We start from the raw sequence: 18347 nt of genomic DNA, 5'->3' as shown, positions 1-18347 counted from the left end.
TTAAACTGAACCTAATATAATGTTAAATCAATATTAAATATATTCTATTTTGAAATGAAAAATCACTTTTGTTGCAAATGTATATTTTTACCGGAAGTATAATTATACATTTGATATGTATAGAGTTAAGAAAACATTTTCCTAGGAAAATAAGAAAAATATTGGATTTTAAGGATAATAATATCGGAAAAATATTGAATTGTATGAATAAATATGATACAATCTGATATAACGGAATTTTCAAAAAAATGCATAATTTAAATTAGATTCTTGCAAAATTGATTTTGTAATAGGGAGAGGATGGTAAGGAATATGAGTGAAAATGGATTTCCCGAAGGACAGGGACTTTATAATCCAAATATGGAAAAGGATAGCTGTGGTGTTGGTTTTATAACAAATATTAAGGGGAAAAGGTCCCATTATATACTTAAACAAGGACTGCAGATTTTAAAGAGTTTGAAGCATCGAGGTGCCGTTGGGGCGGATGCAAGCACTGGAGATGGATCGGGGATCATGTTTCAAATACCCCATAGATTTTTTAAAAAAGAGACGGAGGGTATAGGTATAGATTTATCTCAAGTTGGAGACTATGCTGTGGGAATGATTTTCCTTCCTAGACAACCAAATGCACGATTGTATTGTGAAGGAGTATTTGAACGGGTGCTTAAGGAGGAAAAACAAAAACTTCTGGGCTGGAGAATAGTACCAGTAAATGAAAATGCATGTGGGGAATCCGCTAGAGCCACAAGACCAATGATTATGCAGGTCTTCATTGATAGAAATGGTCAAGCAAGGGATTTATTTGAAAGAAAACTATATGTTGTTAGAAAACAAGTAGAAAAAATTATAAGAGATACAAATAAGCCATATACCGAGAGCTTTTATGTCTGCAGTTTATCTAGTAGTACAATAGTATACAAAGGTCAGATATTAGGTTACATGCTTGAAGATTTTTATGTGGATCTATTAGATGATAGTATTGAAACAGCAATAGCTGTAGTCCATGAAAGATATAGTACAAATACCTTTCCATCTTGGAAGCTTGCACAACCATTCCGTTATATTGCCCACAATGGGGAGATAAATACCATTAGAGGTAATATTAATTGGATGAATGCCAGGGAGGGGGTAATGCATTCTAAATTATTTAAGGAAGATTCTAGTAAAGTTTTGCCTGTAATCGAACCCGGTGGCAGTGATTCTGCATCCCTCGACAATGCCCTAGAGATTTTTGGAATAAATGGACATTCCTTGGAAAATGTACTAATGATGTTAATACCTGAGGCATGGCAAAATGATGTGGATATGGAAAGGGAAAAAAGAGGATTTTATGAATACCATGCAAGGGTGATGGAGCCCTGGGATGGGCCTGCCACAGTTGCATTCTGTGATGGTGTCAAGGTTGGGGTAAAGGTAGATAGGAATGGACTTAGACCAGCTCGCTATTTAGTTACTAAGGATGATTTTGTAATTATGGCATCAGAAGCCGGGGTGGTAGATGTACCGGAAAAAATGGTGGTTGAAAAGGGATGTATAGAGCCAGGAAAGCTATTTTTAATAGATACAGAAAAAGGTAAAATCCTTTACGATAATGAAGTTAAGCTCCCTTTATCTAAAAGAGAATCCTTTGCTGATTGGGCTGCCAGGAATAGGATGCTTTTAAATGATATAAAGCAGTCCGTTGAATTAGAAAAAATGAATTATGAAACCCTACATAAGAAATTATTAGTATTTGGATACACAAAGGAGGAATTAGAAAAGGTTATTGCATATATGGGTGAAAAGGGTAAAGAGCCCATCGGATCAATGGGTATAGATATACCACTTGCCGTATTGTCTGAGCGTCCCCAGCTTTTATTCAATTATTTTAAACAAAAATTTGCTCAGGTAACTAATCCATCAATTGATCCCATTAGAGAAGAAATGATAATGTCCCTAGTCCAATTTATTGGAAGTCATGGAAGCCTATTAGATGAAATTGAAACGGAGAATGACAATAAATATATAAGAATTGAACAACCTATTTTTAAAAATGATGAAATTGAAAATATGAGTAGACTCAACACAAGGGATTTTAAAGCTATTACAATTCCCATGGTATTTCAAGCAGATCATGAGAGAAATGGTTTAAAAGAGGCGTTGGATTATTTGTGCAAACGTGCTGAAGAAAATGTTAAGCTTGGATACAATATACTCATTCTAAGCGATAGAAACGAAGACATGTATAATGCACCAATACCAAGTCTCCTAGCTTTGAGTGCCGTACACCATTACTTGGTTAGAAAAAAATTAAGGACATCTGTGGATTTAATCGTAGAAGCGGGAGATGTTAGGGATGTTATGCATATAGCATTATTGATAGGGTTTGGGGCAAAAGCTGTTAATCCATATATGGCCTTTGAATCAATTGGTTACATGGTGGAAAATAATAAATATATTACTAATGTTAAAAATATAGATCAGGCCTATGATAATTATATTGATGCAATCTGTTCAGGAATTTTAAAAATAATATCAAGAATTGGAATTTCAACATTGCAAAGTTATTGTGGGGCTCAAATTTTTGAGGCCATAGGTATAGATCAAGATGTAATCGATGAATATTTCACTGGTACACCTGCTGTAATTTCAGGGATTGGGTTAGAAGTCATTTCCCGTGAAGTATTATTAAGACATGCTTCGGCATATCATCAGTTCAAGAATTTGGATATTGGAGGAGAAATCCATTGGAATAAGGAGGGAGAATATCATATATTTACTCCTAAAGCAACAAATATGTTGAGAAAGGCTTGTATAGAAAATGATTTTAGTAGTTATAGGGAATATGCTTGTAAAGCCAATGAAGAAAACGAAAGGGCATTGACGATTCGTGGATTGCTACAATTTAAGGAGAGAAAAAGCATACCCATAGAGGATGTTGAACCTGTTTCAGATATTTTAAAGAGATTTACCATTTCGGGAATGTCCTTTGGGTCACTGAGTAAAGAAGCCCATGAGACTTTAGCCATGGCAATGAATAGAATAGGAGCAACAAGCAATGCCGGTGAGGGAGGGGAAGATCCTAGTAGATATAGGCTTAGGACGAATGGAGAAGATGCTAATAGTGCGGTTAAACAGGTCGCGTCGGGTAGATTTGGGGTGACTGCCAACTATCTTGTGAATTGCAAGGAAATACAAATAAAGATCGCCCAAGGAGCAAAACCTGGAGAAGGAGGACATTTACCAGGTAATAAAGTGACTGTAGAAATAGCAAAGGTACGACATTCAGCCCCAGGAATAGATCTAATATCCCCACCACCCCACCATGATATTTATTCAATAGAAGATTTATCTCAATTAATCTTTGATTTGAAGAATGCCAATCCAAAAGCTAAAATAAGCGTTAAGCTAGTATCTCAAATTGGTGTTGGAACAGTTGCGGCTGGTGTAGCAAAGGGGCATGCTGATAAAGTTTTAGTAAGTGGACACGATGGAGGTACCGGTGCTTCGCCTATTAGTTCCATGAAATATGTTGGACTTCCTTGGGAATTAGGGCTTGCCGAAACTCAACAGACCCTATTATTAAATGATTTAAGGAGTAGGATTACTGTACAGGTTGATGGCAAGCTTAGAACTGGTAGAGATATAGCTATTGCTACATTGTTAGGGGCAGAGGAATATGGTTTTGCCACTTCGGCATTAGTAGCCTGTGGCTGCGTTATGTGTAGACAATGTCATATGAACAAGTGCCCCATGGGAATAGCAACTCAGGACTATAATTTACGTAAGAAGTTTAAGGGGCAACCAGAACATTTGATTAATTACTTTACATTTGTTGCACAGGAAATGCGACAGATAATGGCTCAGCTTGGGTTTAAAAAAGTTGATGAGATGGTTGGAAGAGTCGATGCCTTAGAGGTTAGAAAAAGTGATAAATATAAGATAAAACAATGTGATTTATCTCCTATTCTATATAAACCTGAGTTGCCATCCAGAATTGTACAAAGATGCATCATAGATCAGGATCATAAGCTAGAAAATGTTTTAGACAGGCAGTTGATTGAAAATTCCATGGTAGCAATAGAAAATGGAATAAAAGTAGAGCATTCATTGATGATAAAGAATACTAATCGTGCTGTTGGAACAATGTTGAGTGGTGAGATTGCAAAAAAATATGGAGACGAAGGATTAGATGAAGATACTATTAAAATAATTGCTGTAGGTTCAGCCGGTCAAAGCTTTGGAGCCTTTGCAATAAAAGGATTAACTCTTATTCTTCAGGGAGATGCAAATGACTACCTTGGAAAAGGGTTATCAGGTGGGAAAATCATATTGGTACCCCCTAGGGAAGCCATATATAGGGCTAATGAAAACATCATTGCAGGAAATACATTGTTTTATGGTGCTACTTCCGGTGAAGCATATATTTCGGGAAGAGTTGGTCAAAGATTTTGTGTGCGTAATAGTGGGGTTACAGCGGTTGTAGAAGGCATTGGAGACCATGGATGTGAATACATGACAGGAGGCATAGTTGTTATACTAGGATCAACGGGTAAAAACTTTGGAGCTGGCATGAGTGGTGGAGTAGCCTATGTGTTAGATGAGAATGATGAGTTTAAAAACAAATGTAACACACAAATCGTTGAAATTGAATCTTTGGCTAATTTACGAGATATTACGAAGGTTAAAAAGCTAGTTAGTAGACATTATCAGCATACCGGTAGCTTAAGGGCAAAAGAGATATTGGATAGTTGGGACTATTATGAAAAGAAATTTGTGAGAGTCAGTTCTCAGGCCTATAGAAAGCGTCTGGAGTCAATATGTTAAAGCAGTGAAAGGGACAGTTATATGTCCCTCAGGCTGCCTAACAACCCGAATTTCTTCGTTGTTGCTTCACCCAAGAACCCTTACGTATGTCTGTATACGCTACGGCCTCTCGGTTTCAGCACGCCTCAAACTTCGAATTGTTAGGCAGCCTGCCATCTTGTTTACTTTGTCAACAATCTGAGGGACAGTTAGATGTCCCTTTTATTTTTTTTGAAAGGTATTTTCAAACCATTATAGAATAAATATATAGTCTAGAACGATTATCTAGAAATATAATGACTTTGGGGGTATAGAATATGAAGGTAATAGATTTTCACTGTGACACCATTCTAAAATTAATGGAGGACAAGGATAAACTTGAGCTGAAAAAGAATAAGTTTCATATAGATATTGAAAAGCTAAAAAAGGGTAATTCGATGTCCCAGTTCTTCGCTTTGTATGTTGATTTAGCTAGGGAAGGAGACCCCTTAGAGATTTGTTTAGAAATGGCCGATAAATTTTATATTGAACTTGAAAAAAATAAAGGGGAAATGGAAATTGCAACAAATTATAATCAATTGATGGAAAACTATAATAAAGGAAGGATTTCTGCATTTTTAACCATTGAAGAGGGGGGTGTATTAAAGGGAAAACTACATAATCTTAGGAACCTATATAGATTAGGGGTGAGATTAATTACATTGACATGGAATTATCCCAATGAAATAGGCTATCCAAACTGCGAAAAACAATATATGGAAAAGGGATTAACTGCTTTTGGGGAAGAAGTAGTATATGAGATGAATAAACTAGGTATGCTTATCGATGTATCCCATTTATCGGATAAAGGATTTTATGACGTGGCAAAGCTTTCTTCTAAACCCTTTATAGCATCACATTCTAATGCTCGATCCGTGACTAATCACTCAAGAAACTTAACTGATGATATGATAAAAATATTGGCAAATAAGGGTGGAGTAACAGGACTAAACTATGCAAAATATTTTTTAAGCGAAGTATCTAGTTGCAGTATAGATGATATGGTTCGTCATGTAAAACACATAATCAATATTGGTGGTATAGATGTTATGGCACTAGGGTCAGATTTCGATGGCATGACGCCAAGTACAGAGATAGAAGATTTTTGTGATGTCCTAAAGCTTATAGATGCTTTGAAAAAAAGCGGTTTAACTGAAAGTGAAATAGAAAAAATATGTTATAAAAATGCATTAAGGATCATTAAAGAGGTTATTTAGTAGGTGATAAAGATAAACAACTTAAAGGTTTAATATATTGTTGTATGCTTTGATCTATTGATAATAGAAATATTTTTTAAAAAAATAAATATAAAAATTATAATTACTAGCTTTGTATTTATAATTATAGGGAGCTTGAATATATTTATGATCATGCTTGCGGATATTAGTGATAAAATATATGATATGCTGAAAAACAAAAGTGGTTTATAAGAAGAAAAATCACCATGTTTTAAGAAGTAAAAGCTTGTGAATATTAATAGGCTCCCTAATAGAATTCCAAAAACAAATATGCAATTAATAGTAAATATTGAAAAATTGATAATATTAGTAGAAAATAATTTTGAAGCACCAATATTAAGTATATTATCTATGATGGGACTTAAATAGTAGTTAATAATATTATTACTACTTTTATGGACAATATAGAAGTGGAATTTAATAGCTTGAATGATTACGTATATAGAAGTTATTAAAAATAGGAGTCTTAGGATTAAACAAAGAAAGATTTTTTCGTATAACTTTATTGATTTAAGAAAATATTGTGAATTATATTTTTCTTTGATTGTTGAGAATATTGTTCTTAATATTTTCACTTGGGTCTTAAGAATATGAAGAATAATTAATATGCCGAATACAAATATGATCAACTTAATCATTTGAAGGTTCTGTTTTTCAAAAACCCTGCAATCAATAATTTTATAATTTGATTGTGACTTTCCCATCTTGTCCAGTAGTTTTACAACAGCTTTTTCATTTTGAATTGAGTTATATTCATTTGAAATTGATATTTGTAAGCATGGTATTGTAATATCTTCATTTATAGTGAAAATTGTTTTTAAAGGAATATAAATTTGGGGTTCTTTTCCCTTGAATAGTTTAGAAAGAAAAGAATCTCTTTCTTTGTTAATACCCACAATTTTAAAATCTTCATTCATAATACTTATATTCATACCTATGATATCCGTACTCTTAAATAATTTCAATGCTGTTTCTTCTCCTATTACTAAAACCTTTTCTTTGTTTGACTCTTGCTTTTCTGTTAAAAAGCTTCCTTTTACAATATGGATATCTGCAAAACGTTTATAGCAGGAATTAACGGCTAATGCTTTAGTATATATGGTATTTGAATTAGCTTTAATATCTGTTGTAAAGGGAAGTGTAAATAAAGTTTCATTATATTTTACTTTATCTGTAAACTGGGCAACTTCATTTTCTGTAAATCCAATATTTTTATTATTTATATAATTATCCTTGGTTTCTATAATTAACCTATTTGATCCTATTGAACCTAAAAGCTCAACCGTATCTTGATTTATACCTTCTATAAAAAAGCTGCAAAGAAGAACAATGGATACCCCAAGGAATTGAAGAAGGTTCCAAATTTTTATGTTTTTCATGTTGTTCACTTCCTTTGAATAGGTCTAACTCTACTGCCTTCGTGAATAGGCTTATCGTAGTCGTATATAATACTGGTTGAGCTATCTACTCCATTAATAATTGAAGTATTTAGATTATCACTATCATCAATGGTTACATATTCCTTTTTTACATAGTATTCCTTTCCCAATGCCCCTTCTCTTTCTTCCACTAAAAATACGAAATTACCACTATTGTCTTTACCTAATGCAGTATTAGGTATAAGGGTATTAAAGGACTTAGATTTCTTAATTATTCGATATTTAAGTTTTTCTTCACCTAGAAAATCCTTTTCATCTATTTCACATATAAGCTCTTTGTTATTACTTTTATTAACGATTTTTTTAATTGATGCATCAATAGCCTTGTTCCTTGATTTTAAAAGGATAGATACTGGATCTCCGACCTCAATGTAGTTTCCATCGGTATGTTCAATATGTGCGGAAAAAATGAAGCCTTTGTCAGGATTTACGATTAAGCATATGGGTTGATTATTCAGGGCTAATTCCCCATTTTGGTAATACAATTCCTTAATAATACCATTGCATGGAGATATAAGCATCTCCTCTTTATTTTGTTTATCCACCTTCAATTGTTGAATCTGTATATCATATTTTAGGGCTTCAATGTCCTTTGCATGTTTTAATAGATAGGCTTGTTCTTTTTCTTTAGCCGACTCAAGCTGTAGCTTTTTTTGTTCATACTCAAGCCTTGATTTTTCTAGACTATATTGGGCTTCCTTTAGGTTTTCTGAGTTCTCGACACCTAACCCATGAAGCTGTTTCTTTTGATCGAAAATCCTTTGTGAATTTTCAAAGTCCTTCATGGCTTTTTTTACCTCAAATTGAAGGGTATTTACTTCAGAATTTGTAGTATCCAATAATAATTTTTTTAATTTTGTTTTTAAAGCTTCTAATCTGATTTCTTCCTCCCCTAAACCTTGTTGTAAAGCTTCATTATGAAGGATTGCAATAGTTTGCCCCTTTTTAATATTATCCCCAATCTCAACCTCAAGTTTTTTTATTTTTTTTGTAGTGCTAGTATATATTTTTAAGGCTTCTTCTGGAACTATAGTTCCAAATCCACTCATTTCATAGGTTAGAATTCCCGAATGTGGTTGGGATACAATCACATTTGGAAGGGAAAGATTCTGTACAGTCTTTGAAAAAAAAGTAATAATAAGCATTGAGCTAAAAAAAATGATAATAACCTTTCTAATTATTTTTTGTCTTCTTACATCATTATTTTTTTCATAATATTCCATGGGGTACCTCCAAATATAGGCTTACTATAATGTATATATTCACTCTTTAAGATATAGGGTAATAATTTAAGGCTTAGAATTAGTATCTACTTTATGCCAGAATTAAGCTGTATTCCTTCAACAAGATAACATTCCCAGTATAAAAACATCAATAGGGGAGGGAGCATGTATATAGTTGATGCGGCGAAGGCACAATGAAGATCTTTCTTTCCGATAATTGATAAGTAAGTAGATAAAGGCCTTTTCATGGCATCATCTATGAATAATATAGGTTGTTCCACCATGTTCCAGTAATCAATAAATAGAAGGATACTAAGGGATGCGATTGCAGGCTTCAGCATGGGTAGTATTATATGAATAAAAATTCCAAAATGTCCTGCTCCATCTACGCTGGCGGCCTCAATACATTCCTTTGGGATGTAGTTCATGAATTGTTTCATTAGGAATACTCCAAAGGGAGCAAATATTGCTGGCAAAATCAATGCTGCATATGTATTTGTAATCCCTAACTTATCCACAACTAAATAATTTGGAACAAGTGTAACCTGAAAGGGCATCATCATTGTGATCACATAAAGAAAAAACAATTTATCTCTACCTTTAAATGATATTTTACAAAACACATAGGCTGCAATGGATGAAACAAGTACTTGACCGATTATAATTGCCGCAACAATTCCTGTGGAGTTCCAAAACATTCTTAGGAAAAATGATTGGCGAAAAAGTATATTTATATATTGCTTAAAACTTAACATATCGGGAATCAATTTTATTTTCATATATTCATGACTATTTTGGTTATTATGGTTGCCAGTAATAAAAGAATAGCTATCGCATATCTCTTGGGGTTCCATAAACGAATTCACAAAAATTGCAAGTATCGGGTATATAAAAGATAGTGACATAAGGATCAACAAAAAATAAATCATGAAATTTTTAATGGGTTTTTTATGTATTAACTTATTTAGCTGTAGGAGCATAACAGCACTTCCCTTTGTATTATTTTAAAAAGCTACTATATTTATTTTCATATTTGAATAATATATATATTAAAATCCCTAATACAATGGCCATGATATATGCGGCAGCACTTAACTTTTGATAATCAAGGGATGTGAAAACATTGTTCATATAATGCTGCATTGTATAAATACTTTCATGGGGATAGGGTCCAGCTAGGAGATAAACTTCCTTGAATATCTTAAATGAATTTATAATGGATAAAACCAAAACAAAGAATATAACAGGAGTAAGATAGGGGATGGTAATATATATAAACTTCTTAAAGCTACCTGCCCCTTCCATATCTGCCGCTTCATAATATTCCTTAGGAATTTTTAAAAGGCCTCCTAAGAATACAACCATACAATAACCTATATTTTTCCACGCATACAGAAGAACCATAACTAATCTTGCTTTACTTGAATTTAACCAATCTATAGGAGAAAAGCCTAAAGAAGCAAGGGTTCCATTTAATGCTCCATCACTATGGAAGAGAATATTCCATATCAGTACTACGGATGCTGTTGGAATAACCATTGGGGCTATAAATGCTGATCTAAAAATACTCCTGCTATTTATTTTTTTATTTAACAAAGTTGCAAGAAGTAATCCTAAAAGCATTGTAATTGGCACAGCAAATAAAGCAAAATATACGGTGTTGACCGCGGCCATTAGAAATAAATTATTTGATAATAAATCCCTGTAGTTCTTTAAACCTACAAAGCTCCCGTTTACGCAATGATCTAGCAAAGAGTACCATCCACAACTCAAAAATGGGATTATATAAAATAGAGAAAACCCTGCCAAGCTTGGAAACAGAAGGATAAATATTATTAACCTTCTGTTTGATTTGAATTTCATTGGTTAGTGACTCCTTTATTATTCATTTAAATACATTTCAATCTTTCGTTGTATGATCTGTGCCGTTTCTTCGACGGATTTATTTCCATTAAAAAAGCCCTCTGTTTCCTCATTCAGAATTTTTTGTATTTGAATATTATAGGTATTGCAATTATTTAGTTTAGGGATAATCTTGTCTAGTTTTTCAATATTATCATTTAGTTGTTTTCTAAATTCTTCCCGTGATGAGACCTTATATCCATAAACATCACCAAATTCATTTAGACTCTTTTCAACTTCCGATAAATAGGATTGAACTTTATTTTCCCTTGCTTTTTTGCATATTGGGATTCCAAAAAGCTTTTCATAGCTTTGGACTTCTTCTGAAAGAAGAAATTTAATAAACTCCCATGCTTCTTCTTTGCATTTCGTATTACTATTTATTCCATACATATCCGATGTACTAAATGTATATTGGTCCTTATCAGAATTGGGATATTTATAGAAGCTGATTTCCTCCGCGTTCATAAATCCATTACCAAATAAAATAACAAAATCATCAATTGTATAGGGCAGAAAAGCAAATCCACCATCACGTGTAGAAAATTCTGTGACGTTGGGATTAACAAAGGCTCCACTGCATATAGTTTTGCATGTTTTAAGTAAATCCATAAATTCCTGGGACTTAAAATACGCCGCTTTGTTTTCGTAATCGATAAAGTCCCTTGTGGTTGAATTTATCATGTAGCCAAACATTTTTTCCGGTGCTATAGTCGGCATTCCATACATGTCAATTTTCCCATCTCCGTCAACATCCCTTGTAGTTTCTTGTGCAAGGGTTATGAAATCATTCCAGGATAGATTGTTAGCATCAAAATCAATGGAATGCGTTTTTAAGAAACCAACATTACTGCAAAAAGCATTATAATCTACTGTCAAAGGTATTGTATATAATTTATCCTTATATTCCATGGCATCTAGGATGTTTGCATAATATAGGTTTGTATCAAAGGAATTATCCTCTTCCATAAGTGTATTAAGGTCTAAAAGAAGATTTTTATCGGCATATTCTCTATAGGGCATATTATTTATATGAATAATATCTGGGCCCTTCCCTGTCAGCATTTGGGTATTGATCTTTTGAATAAAATCATATTGTTTTTGGAAAGCTTCTTTATTGGATTTCAAGCTATCCTCGTAGGTCATATCACTCATTATCCATGAAAAAGCATTATAGTTTTCCACATTTATCAATATATCTGGATGGATATTTTCAAATTTATTTATTGCATATTCTAGGGTTGGCGTAATGTATCTTACAGATATGGTAAGGGATTTCATATCATCACTGCTTATACTATGCTTATTGGTATTGGTTTTATATAATAAGCTTTTATTACTACTTCTATCAAATCCATAGAAATAAATATTTCCATCTGAATCAAGGGTTAAGCCTGTAAAGCCAAAGGACTTATGCTCATTTATTAAAGAATCTATTTGGAATACTTTATCTATAGACTTTCCCTCGGAGTCAATACTTACAATATTAATTCTATTTCCTACATATAAGGTTTTTGATTGTATAGAGTATTCAGCATTTTTTAGAGAAATCAATCTATTGTCGTCTTTTATTTCCCATAATACTATATCCTCTAGGGGGTTTAGCTTTACTATATAATCTTTCTTGTTGTAGCCCCCTATATATAAGTTATCTTCTTCATCGAGTTCTATGAAGGAACAGCCATTTTGGTTTAGGGTTTTTATTTTAGAGCCCTTAGAATCAAATATCTGAATGTTACTTTGAGGAATTAATACATAGATATTACCATTAGAGTCAACCTCTAAATCCCAATTAAATATTTGTTCGGCTTTAGATATGTCTGCATCCTTTAATTCTATTTTATCTAATCTTTTGCCCATTAGATCATAAACATTGATTGCTAAAGTTGGATCAGTAGATAGGACGTATAACTTGTCTTGGGAATCAACAGTAAATAAAGCAGTTTTGTCCTTAGGTGAATCTTGGCAAGTAATAGTTTTTTCCATGCTGCCATCCTTGTTTATAATTGTAAATTTTTTACTTTTCATATCATAAACAAGCATTTGTCCATTAGATAATGGTTTAATTCCATTAATAAGCTTAACTTCAGAGTTTTTACCAATTTCCTGTGCATCATAGGTTATTTTTATAACTTCCTCTGGGGGTTTTTTTCCATTGGTCAATAGAAATGCTGCTAGAGCTACAAAAATAGCAATTCCAAATAAAGTCCATTTAATATAATTTTTTTTAAAATTCATAATGCTTCTCACCCTTTCAAATATGAATTTCTTACGATTTAACATGCCTGTTGAACCTGGAATATAATCATATCCAGAAAAAATATCTAGCATTTTAATCATTGTATTTCCATATTTTTTATACTCATGTCTATCTATGGAAGATAATACATGGGCGTCACATGCTGTTTCACAGTCTTGCCGTATCTGGTAGAAGGCAAACCACAATACAGGGTTAAACCAGTGAAGTATCTGAAGGAAAACTAGTATCCATCGAACTAAAATATCCTTTCGCTTATAATGTGCCAATTCATGCATGAAAACAAATTTTAAATCTTCATTTTTTAATAGATCAATATAATTAGGTGAAATCAGTATTTTAGGTTTGAATACCCCCATTAATGCCGGGGCCTTAACTTTAGAGCTTATTATTAACGGAATTTCTTTCTGTATTTTCATTTGAGATTTACAGCTATAATAATTAGAAATAATACTTTGGTTAGTATAGTTATGGGAGTTTTTAATTTTTAGGCTATAGGATATCTGTAACCATAATATATAAAAACTACTAATAAGCACTCCAGTAACCCATATCAGACTTAGTATGTAAAAATAATCTTTGCTACTTGTCCTTGAAGGGGCCCTATAATCAAAGGGTAAATAATTATTCAAAGACCTTGTCATACTTAAAATATTAATTTTTCTTGCATTAAGATACCTTTGTGATGGGTAAGAGCCATCATAGGTATTTGTCCTCAAGGCTTCATCCTCTATATCCCTCATTTTATCAAGCTCTTGAATAAGGGGGCCCTTCCCAATATTAATATCCTTAGGAGAGGTATGGTCGTAATCTGTATTATGTATAATAGGATATTGAATTTCCTTAGTGCTTTGATCATAATGGGTCAAAAAATTAAAAATACTAATAGAGCTTTCCGGGGCATAGGGAATAATCAAACGCACCAGTAAGATTAACCATACTAAATAATGCCACGAAGGACTAATTTTATTCTTAAATATCTTCTTAAAAAGAAGGATTACTAGGGCAGTGATGCTTCCCACAAATGACATGGTCAGTATAATATGAAATATAGCAGATAAGGTCATTCCCCATCGCCCCCATACTCACTTTCATCTAATAACTTTTTCAAGCTTTGTATCTCCTGTTTTGACAGCTTTTCATTCCTTAAAAAATTGGCCATCAGTAATTGTAGAGAGCCATCATAAACCTTTTCTAGGAAGGATTTAGTTTCTTCCTTCATACAAAGCTTCTCTTCAATCAGTGGATAATAAATATAAGGATTTTGTTTTTGTATTCCCAGAACTTGTTTTTTTACAAGTCTACTAATTAGGGTATGGATAGTTTTTCTATTCCATTTAGTTTCTGGCTGTAGCTTGTCAATAATCTCAGCGGCAGTAAGGGGGGATTTCTTCCATAACACCTTCATAACCTGCCATTCAGAATCCGATATTCTAGGTATATTTTCGCCCATTTTATTTCCTCCTTTGCCATAAAAAATAATAAAAAAAATCGAGACTACAGTTGTAGTACATTTACATACTACAACTGTAGTCTCGAAATGTCAAGTAATAAATACAAAAAAAGGAATAAATTGCTTAAGAGTAGGGTATGGTTAAGAAATTATAGATGTTCCAGTCAAAACTTTAAGTTAAAACCTCTATATTAAATTCTTGAAAAACTAGGGCAACCTCTATATTATAGTTTATAGCAACTGCTAAAAATTGATTCTTTACATAGGCCATACTTCTAAGGCGTTGAAGGGGGCAAAATGTAAAGGACTTATTGGGATTCATATAAAAAAGGGGATGAGGTAATGAAGGAACAAAAGCGGATAAGAGACTATGGAATCATAATAGGTGAAATGGAGACAGGACAAAGAAATGCCATTACAGATGTTGGAGGAGTAAAGGTTGGGCATGTAACCTTGAATGATGGACCAATAAAGACTGGAGTAACGTCAATACTACCCCACGGAGGAAATTTATTTAAAGAAAAGGTTGTGGCTGCTGGCCATGTGATAAATGGATTTGGAAAAACAGCTGGAACTATACAGCTTGAAGAGTTAGGGAATATAGAGACTCCATTGATATTAACAAATACCCTTAGTGTTGGAACTGCCCATTCAGCCTTAGTACAGCATATGTTAAAGGATAATGGGGATATAGGTATTTCAACTGGTACTATCAATCCCATAGTCTGTGAATGCAATGATGGGTATTTAAATGATATAAGAGGGATGCATGTTAAGGGAGAGCATGTGTTTGAGGCACTAAAAAATGCAGATGAGGAATTTTGTGAGGGTGCAGTAGGTGCTGGTACGGGGATGTCTTGTTTTGGATTAAAGGGAGGAATTGGAACAGCATCAAGGCTTGTTAAAATAGGTAACGATGTATTTACTGTAGGAATATTGGTGCTGTCCAATTTTGGAGCTAAGGAGGATTTAATAATAAATGGAGTAGAGGCAGGAAAAATAATAGCCCAAAAAGAGAAGAGTAATATAATAGAAGAAGATAAGGGGTCAATAATAATGGTACTGGCAACGGATATACCTATGACCCATAGGCAGTTAAAAAGAATCTGCAAAAGAGCTGGGGTTGGACTGAGTAGAACGGGGTCCTTTTGGGGAAATGGCAGTGGAGATGTTGTAATAGGCTTCACTACGGCTAATAGGATAAAGCATTATGAAGAAGAGGCTGTAATAGATATTAAGGCACTTAATGAGAACAAGATTAATGATGTTTTTAGAGGGGTTAAAGAAGCTACTGAAGAAGCTATATTAAATGCCCTTATATGTGCTGATACCACTGAAGGAAGGGATGGGCATATAAGAAAATCATTGAGAGAATACATAGAATATATACTTTGACACAAAACCCATACTATGATATATTAAAATTAACTTTATTTACTAACTAAAGAAAGTCGTGGTTGAACAATGAATATAAATAGAGCCGATAAAAAATTAATAAAAAAGATAAATACGGTTTCAATTTTGAATGTGATTAGGGAAAAAGGCCCTATATCAAGGGCTGATATCTCAAAAAAGATAGGTTTAAATCCCGCCACTGTTTCTAGTAATGTTTCTGATCTTTTAAATCAGAAAATAATTAGAGAGGTTGGAAGCGGTGAATCCAGTGGAGGAAGAAAACCTATACTTTTAGAGCTAAATAGTAGTGAAATTTTTGTTGTTGGAGTAGATATGGGGATAAAGAAATCCACAGCTGGATTGATTGATATTGATGGGAATGTTATAAATAAGGTGATTTTGGATTACGGAATAGAAACTAATGAAGAGCAAGTTATTGGAATAATGAAGAAGTGTATTTACAAAGTAGTCAAGGGTTACGATGACAGTTTCAATAAGATAATAGGAATAGGTATGGGAATTCATGGTCAAGTAGATAGTGAGAAAGGTCTATCTATATATGCACCAGCCTTTAATTGGCATGATATAGATATAGTAGGTATATTTGAAAAAGAATTTGAGGTTCCAATAATAATTGATAATGATTGTAGGGTAATGGCCCTTGGAGAGAAGTGGTTTGGGAGGGCTAAAGCTTCAAAAAATTTTGTTCTTCTCAATATAGGAACAGGTATTGGTGCAGGAATTTATTTAAATGATAATTTATATACAGGTATGAATTTTGGAGCAGGAGAAATAGGTCATGTAAGTATAACTAATAAAAAAATAAAATGTCAATGTGGTAAGTATGGATGCTTTGAGGCGGTAGCATCGGGAATTGGGATTGTGAATAGATTTATCAAAAAAGTGAAGGATGGTAAAAATAGCAGCATTCTTAATAGGATGAGCATTGATGATATTACATCAGAAAAAATTTATATAGAGGCCCTACAGGGTGATGAGCTTTCAATACAAATACTTAAGGAGACGGGTAGCCACATAGGGAATGGACTTTCAATGATTATAAACATCCTAAATCCAGAGATGATATTATTAGCAGGAGGAGTATCAAAGGCAAGGGAATTTATTTTTGATGAGATTCAGAAAGCTGCATCAGAGAAAAGCATAGACAACAATCTTAAAAATTTATATATAGGAGAGACTCACCTCCAAGAAAATGCTGGGATAGTAGGTGCAGCAACTTTAATCATAAGGGATATTTTTACTGTTTAATATTAAGCTTTAAACAGTAAAAATTTGATTATATAGGGTTTTCATAGTATAAGTTAAGTTATACTGAAATCCCTATAACAGCTTTTATTTGCAATTTGTAACTAAAGACGTATTCATAGGTTTTTATTATCTTTGTTTATTAACTAAAAAAAGAAAGGGGGATACATCATGAATCTAGCTAAGAATATTAAAACGGATTTTACTGATGTATTTAATGAAAGTGTAGGAGTGAAAACATTTTTTGCACCGGGTAGAGTAAATCTTATTGGTGAACATACCGATTATAACGGAGGACATGTATTTCCATGCGCATTAAGCTTTGGTACATATGTAGCAGCAAGGAAAAGAGAAGATAATAAAATTAGACTGTATTCTAAGAACTTAAATGACCTTGGTATAATTGAATTTACCCTGGAAAACTTGTTATATGAAGAAAAGCATGATTGGGCAAATTATCCTAAGGGAGTAATAAAGATATTTAAAGATAATGGATTTGTAATTGATAAAGGTTTTGAAGCTGTATTCTTGGGAGATATCCCCAATGCTTCAGGACTATCTTCATCGGCTGCATTGGAGTTGGCTACTTCTGTTATGCTTAAAGCCCTATTTAATCTCGAGGTAGACATGGTCACTATGGTACAAATGAGTCAAAAAGCTGAAAATGAGTTTATAGGGGTCAGCTGTGGGATTATGGATCAATTTGCAAGCGGTATGGGGCGAAAGGGAAAAGCCATTTTACTAGATTGTAATACTTTAAAATACAAATACTCAACCATAGATTTAAAGGATTCGTCGATAATAATAGCAAATACAAATAAAAGTAGGGGTTTAGTTGAATCTAAATATAATGAAAGAAGAAGTGAATGCGAAAGAGCATTGGCTAAGCTACAGGAAAAACTTAATATAGCTTCCCTAGGAGAGTTAACTAATGAAGAGTTTGAAGAAAATAGAAGCATAATAACTAATGAAATAGATAGAAAAAGGGCGAAGCATGCTGTATATGAAAATCAAAGAACCATAAAGGCTGTTGAAGCTTTAGAAAAAGGGGACTTAAAGGAATTTGGCAAACTCATGAATGCTTCCCATATATCCCTAAGGGATGATTATGAAGTAACGGGAAAGGAACTAGATACCCTAGTGGAGTTGGCATGGAAGCAGGAGGGGGTTATTGGTTCTAGAATGACTGGTGCAGGCTTTGGTGGATGTACAGTTAGTATTGTTGAAAATAACAAAGTTGAAGAATTCATTCAGAATGTGGGTAGAAGATATGAAGATATAATTGGTTATGGGGCTGAATTTTATGTGGCTTCAATCGGTGATGGAGCTAGGGAACTAAAGTAGACGGGG

The 18347-nt window shown here is 33.3% G+C and carries 11 protein-coding genes; 5 read left to right on the top strand and 6 right to left on the bottom strand.

Features of this window, described 5'->3' with window-relative positions; genetic code table 11:
• The first annotated feature begins 312 nt into the window (after positions 1-312).
• Positions 313-4806, top strand: coding sequence for a glutamate synthase large subunit (gene gltB / locus N4A68_06330; GenBank protein ID MCT4563923.1), 4494 nt, complete (start codon positions 313-315; stop codon positions 4804-4806).
• Positions 4807-5102: 296 nt separating this feature from the next.
• On the top strand, positions 5103-6041 hold the full coding sequence (locus N4A68_06325; GenBank protein ID MCT4563922.1) for a dipeptidase: 939 nt from the start codon (positions 5103-5105) through the stop codon (positions 6039-6041).
• Positions 6042-6070: 29 nt separating this feature from the next.
• On the opposite strand, the gene N4A68_06320 is transcribed toward N4A68_06325, so the two are convergent.
• The 6 genes from N4A68_06320 to N4A68_06295 all read right to left on the bottom strand — a co-directional run bounded on the left by N4A68_06320 (position 6071) and on the right by N4A68_06295 (position 14336).
• Positions 6071-7441 (bottom strand): ABC transporter permease, encoded by a 1371-nt coding sequence (locus N4A68_06320; protein MCT4563921.1) that lies wholly within the window; start codon positions 7439-7441, stop codon positions 6071-6073.
• Between the two features lie 5 nt (positions 7442-7446).
• Positions 7447-8724 carry a hypothetical protein gene (locus N4A68_06315; GenBank protein ID MCT4563920.1) on the bottom strand — a complete coding sequence of 426 codons (1278 nt, stop codon included), beginning with the start codon at positions 8722-8724 and terminating at the stop codon, positions 7447-7449.
• Positions 8725-8810: 86 nt separating this feature from the next.
• Positions 8811-9653 carry a carbohydrate ABC transporter permease gene (locus tag N4A68_06310; GenBank protein ID MCT4563919.1) on the bottom strand — a complete coding sequence of 281 codons (843 nt, stop codon included), beginning with the start codon at positions 9651-9653 and terminating at the stop codon, positions 8811-8813.
• A 70-nt stretch (positions 9654-9723) separates the two neighbouring features.
• Positions 9724-10587: a sugar ABC transporter permease gene (locus tag N4A68_06305; GenBank protein MCT4563918.1), complete on the bottom strand. Its 864-nt coding sequence runs from the start codon at positions 10585-10587 to the stop codon at positions 9724-9726.
• 18 nt (positions 10588-10605) lie between these two features.
• Positions 10606-13950, bottom strand: a complete 3345-nt coding sequence (locus tag N4A68_06300; GenBank protein MCT4563917.1) for an extracellular solute-binding protein — start codon at positions 13948-13950, stop codon at positions 10606-10608.
• Positions 13947-14336 (bottom strand): BlaI/MecI/CopY family transcriptional regulator, encoded by a 390-nt coding sequence (locus N4A68_06295; GenBank protein MCT4563916.1) that lies wholly within the window; start codon positions 14334-14336, stop codon positions 13947-13949. Before N4A68_06295 ends, N4A68_06300 begins: the two co-directional genes overlap by 4 nt.
• A gap of 342 nt (positions 14337-14678) precedes the next feature.
• On the opposite strand from N4A68_06295, the gene N4A68_06290 reads away from it, so the two are divergent.
• The 3 genes from N4A68_06290 (at position 14679) to N4A68_06280 (ending at position 18341) form a co-directional block, all read left to right on the top strand.
• Positions 14679-15731: a P1 family peptidase gene (locus N4A68_06290; protein MCT4563915.1), complete on the top strand. Its 1053-nt coding sequence runs from the start codon at positions 14679-14681 to the stop codon at positions 15729-15731.
• 69 nt (positions 15732-15800) lie between these two features.
• Positions 15801-17000 (top strand): ROK family transcriptional regulator, encoded by a 1200-nt coding sequence (locus N4A68_06285; GenBank protein MCT4563914.1) that lies wholly within the window; start codon positions 15801-15803, stop codon positions 16998-17000.
• 168 nt (positions 17001-17168) lie between these two features.
• Entirely contained in the window at positions 17169-18341 is a 1173-nt protein-coding gene (locus N4A68_06280) for a galactokinase (GenBank protein MCT4563913.1), read from the top strand.
• Positions 18342-18347: the final 6 nt, after the last annotated feature.

This window comes from Maledivibacter sp. (assembly GCA_025210375.1).
Classification (GTDB): domain Bacteria; phylum Bacillota; class Clostridia; order Peptostreptococcales; family Caminicellaceae; genus JAOASB01.
This window is presented reverse-complemented; position numbering and strand designations above follow the sequence as displayed.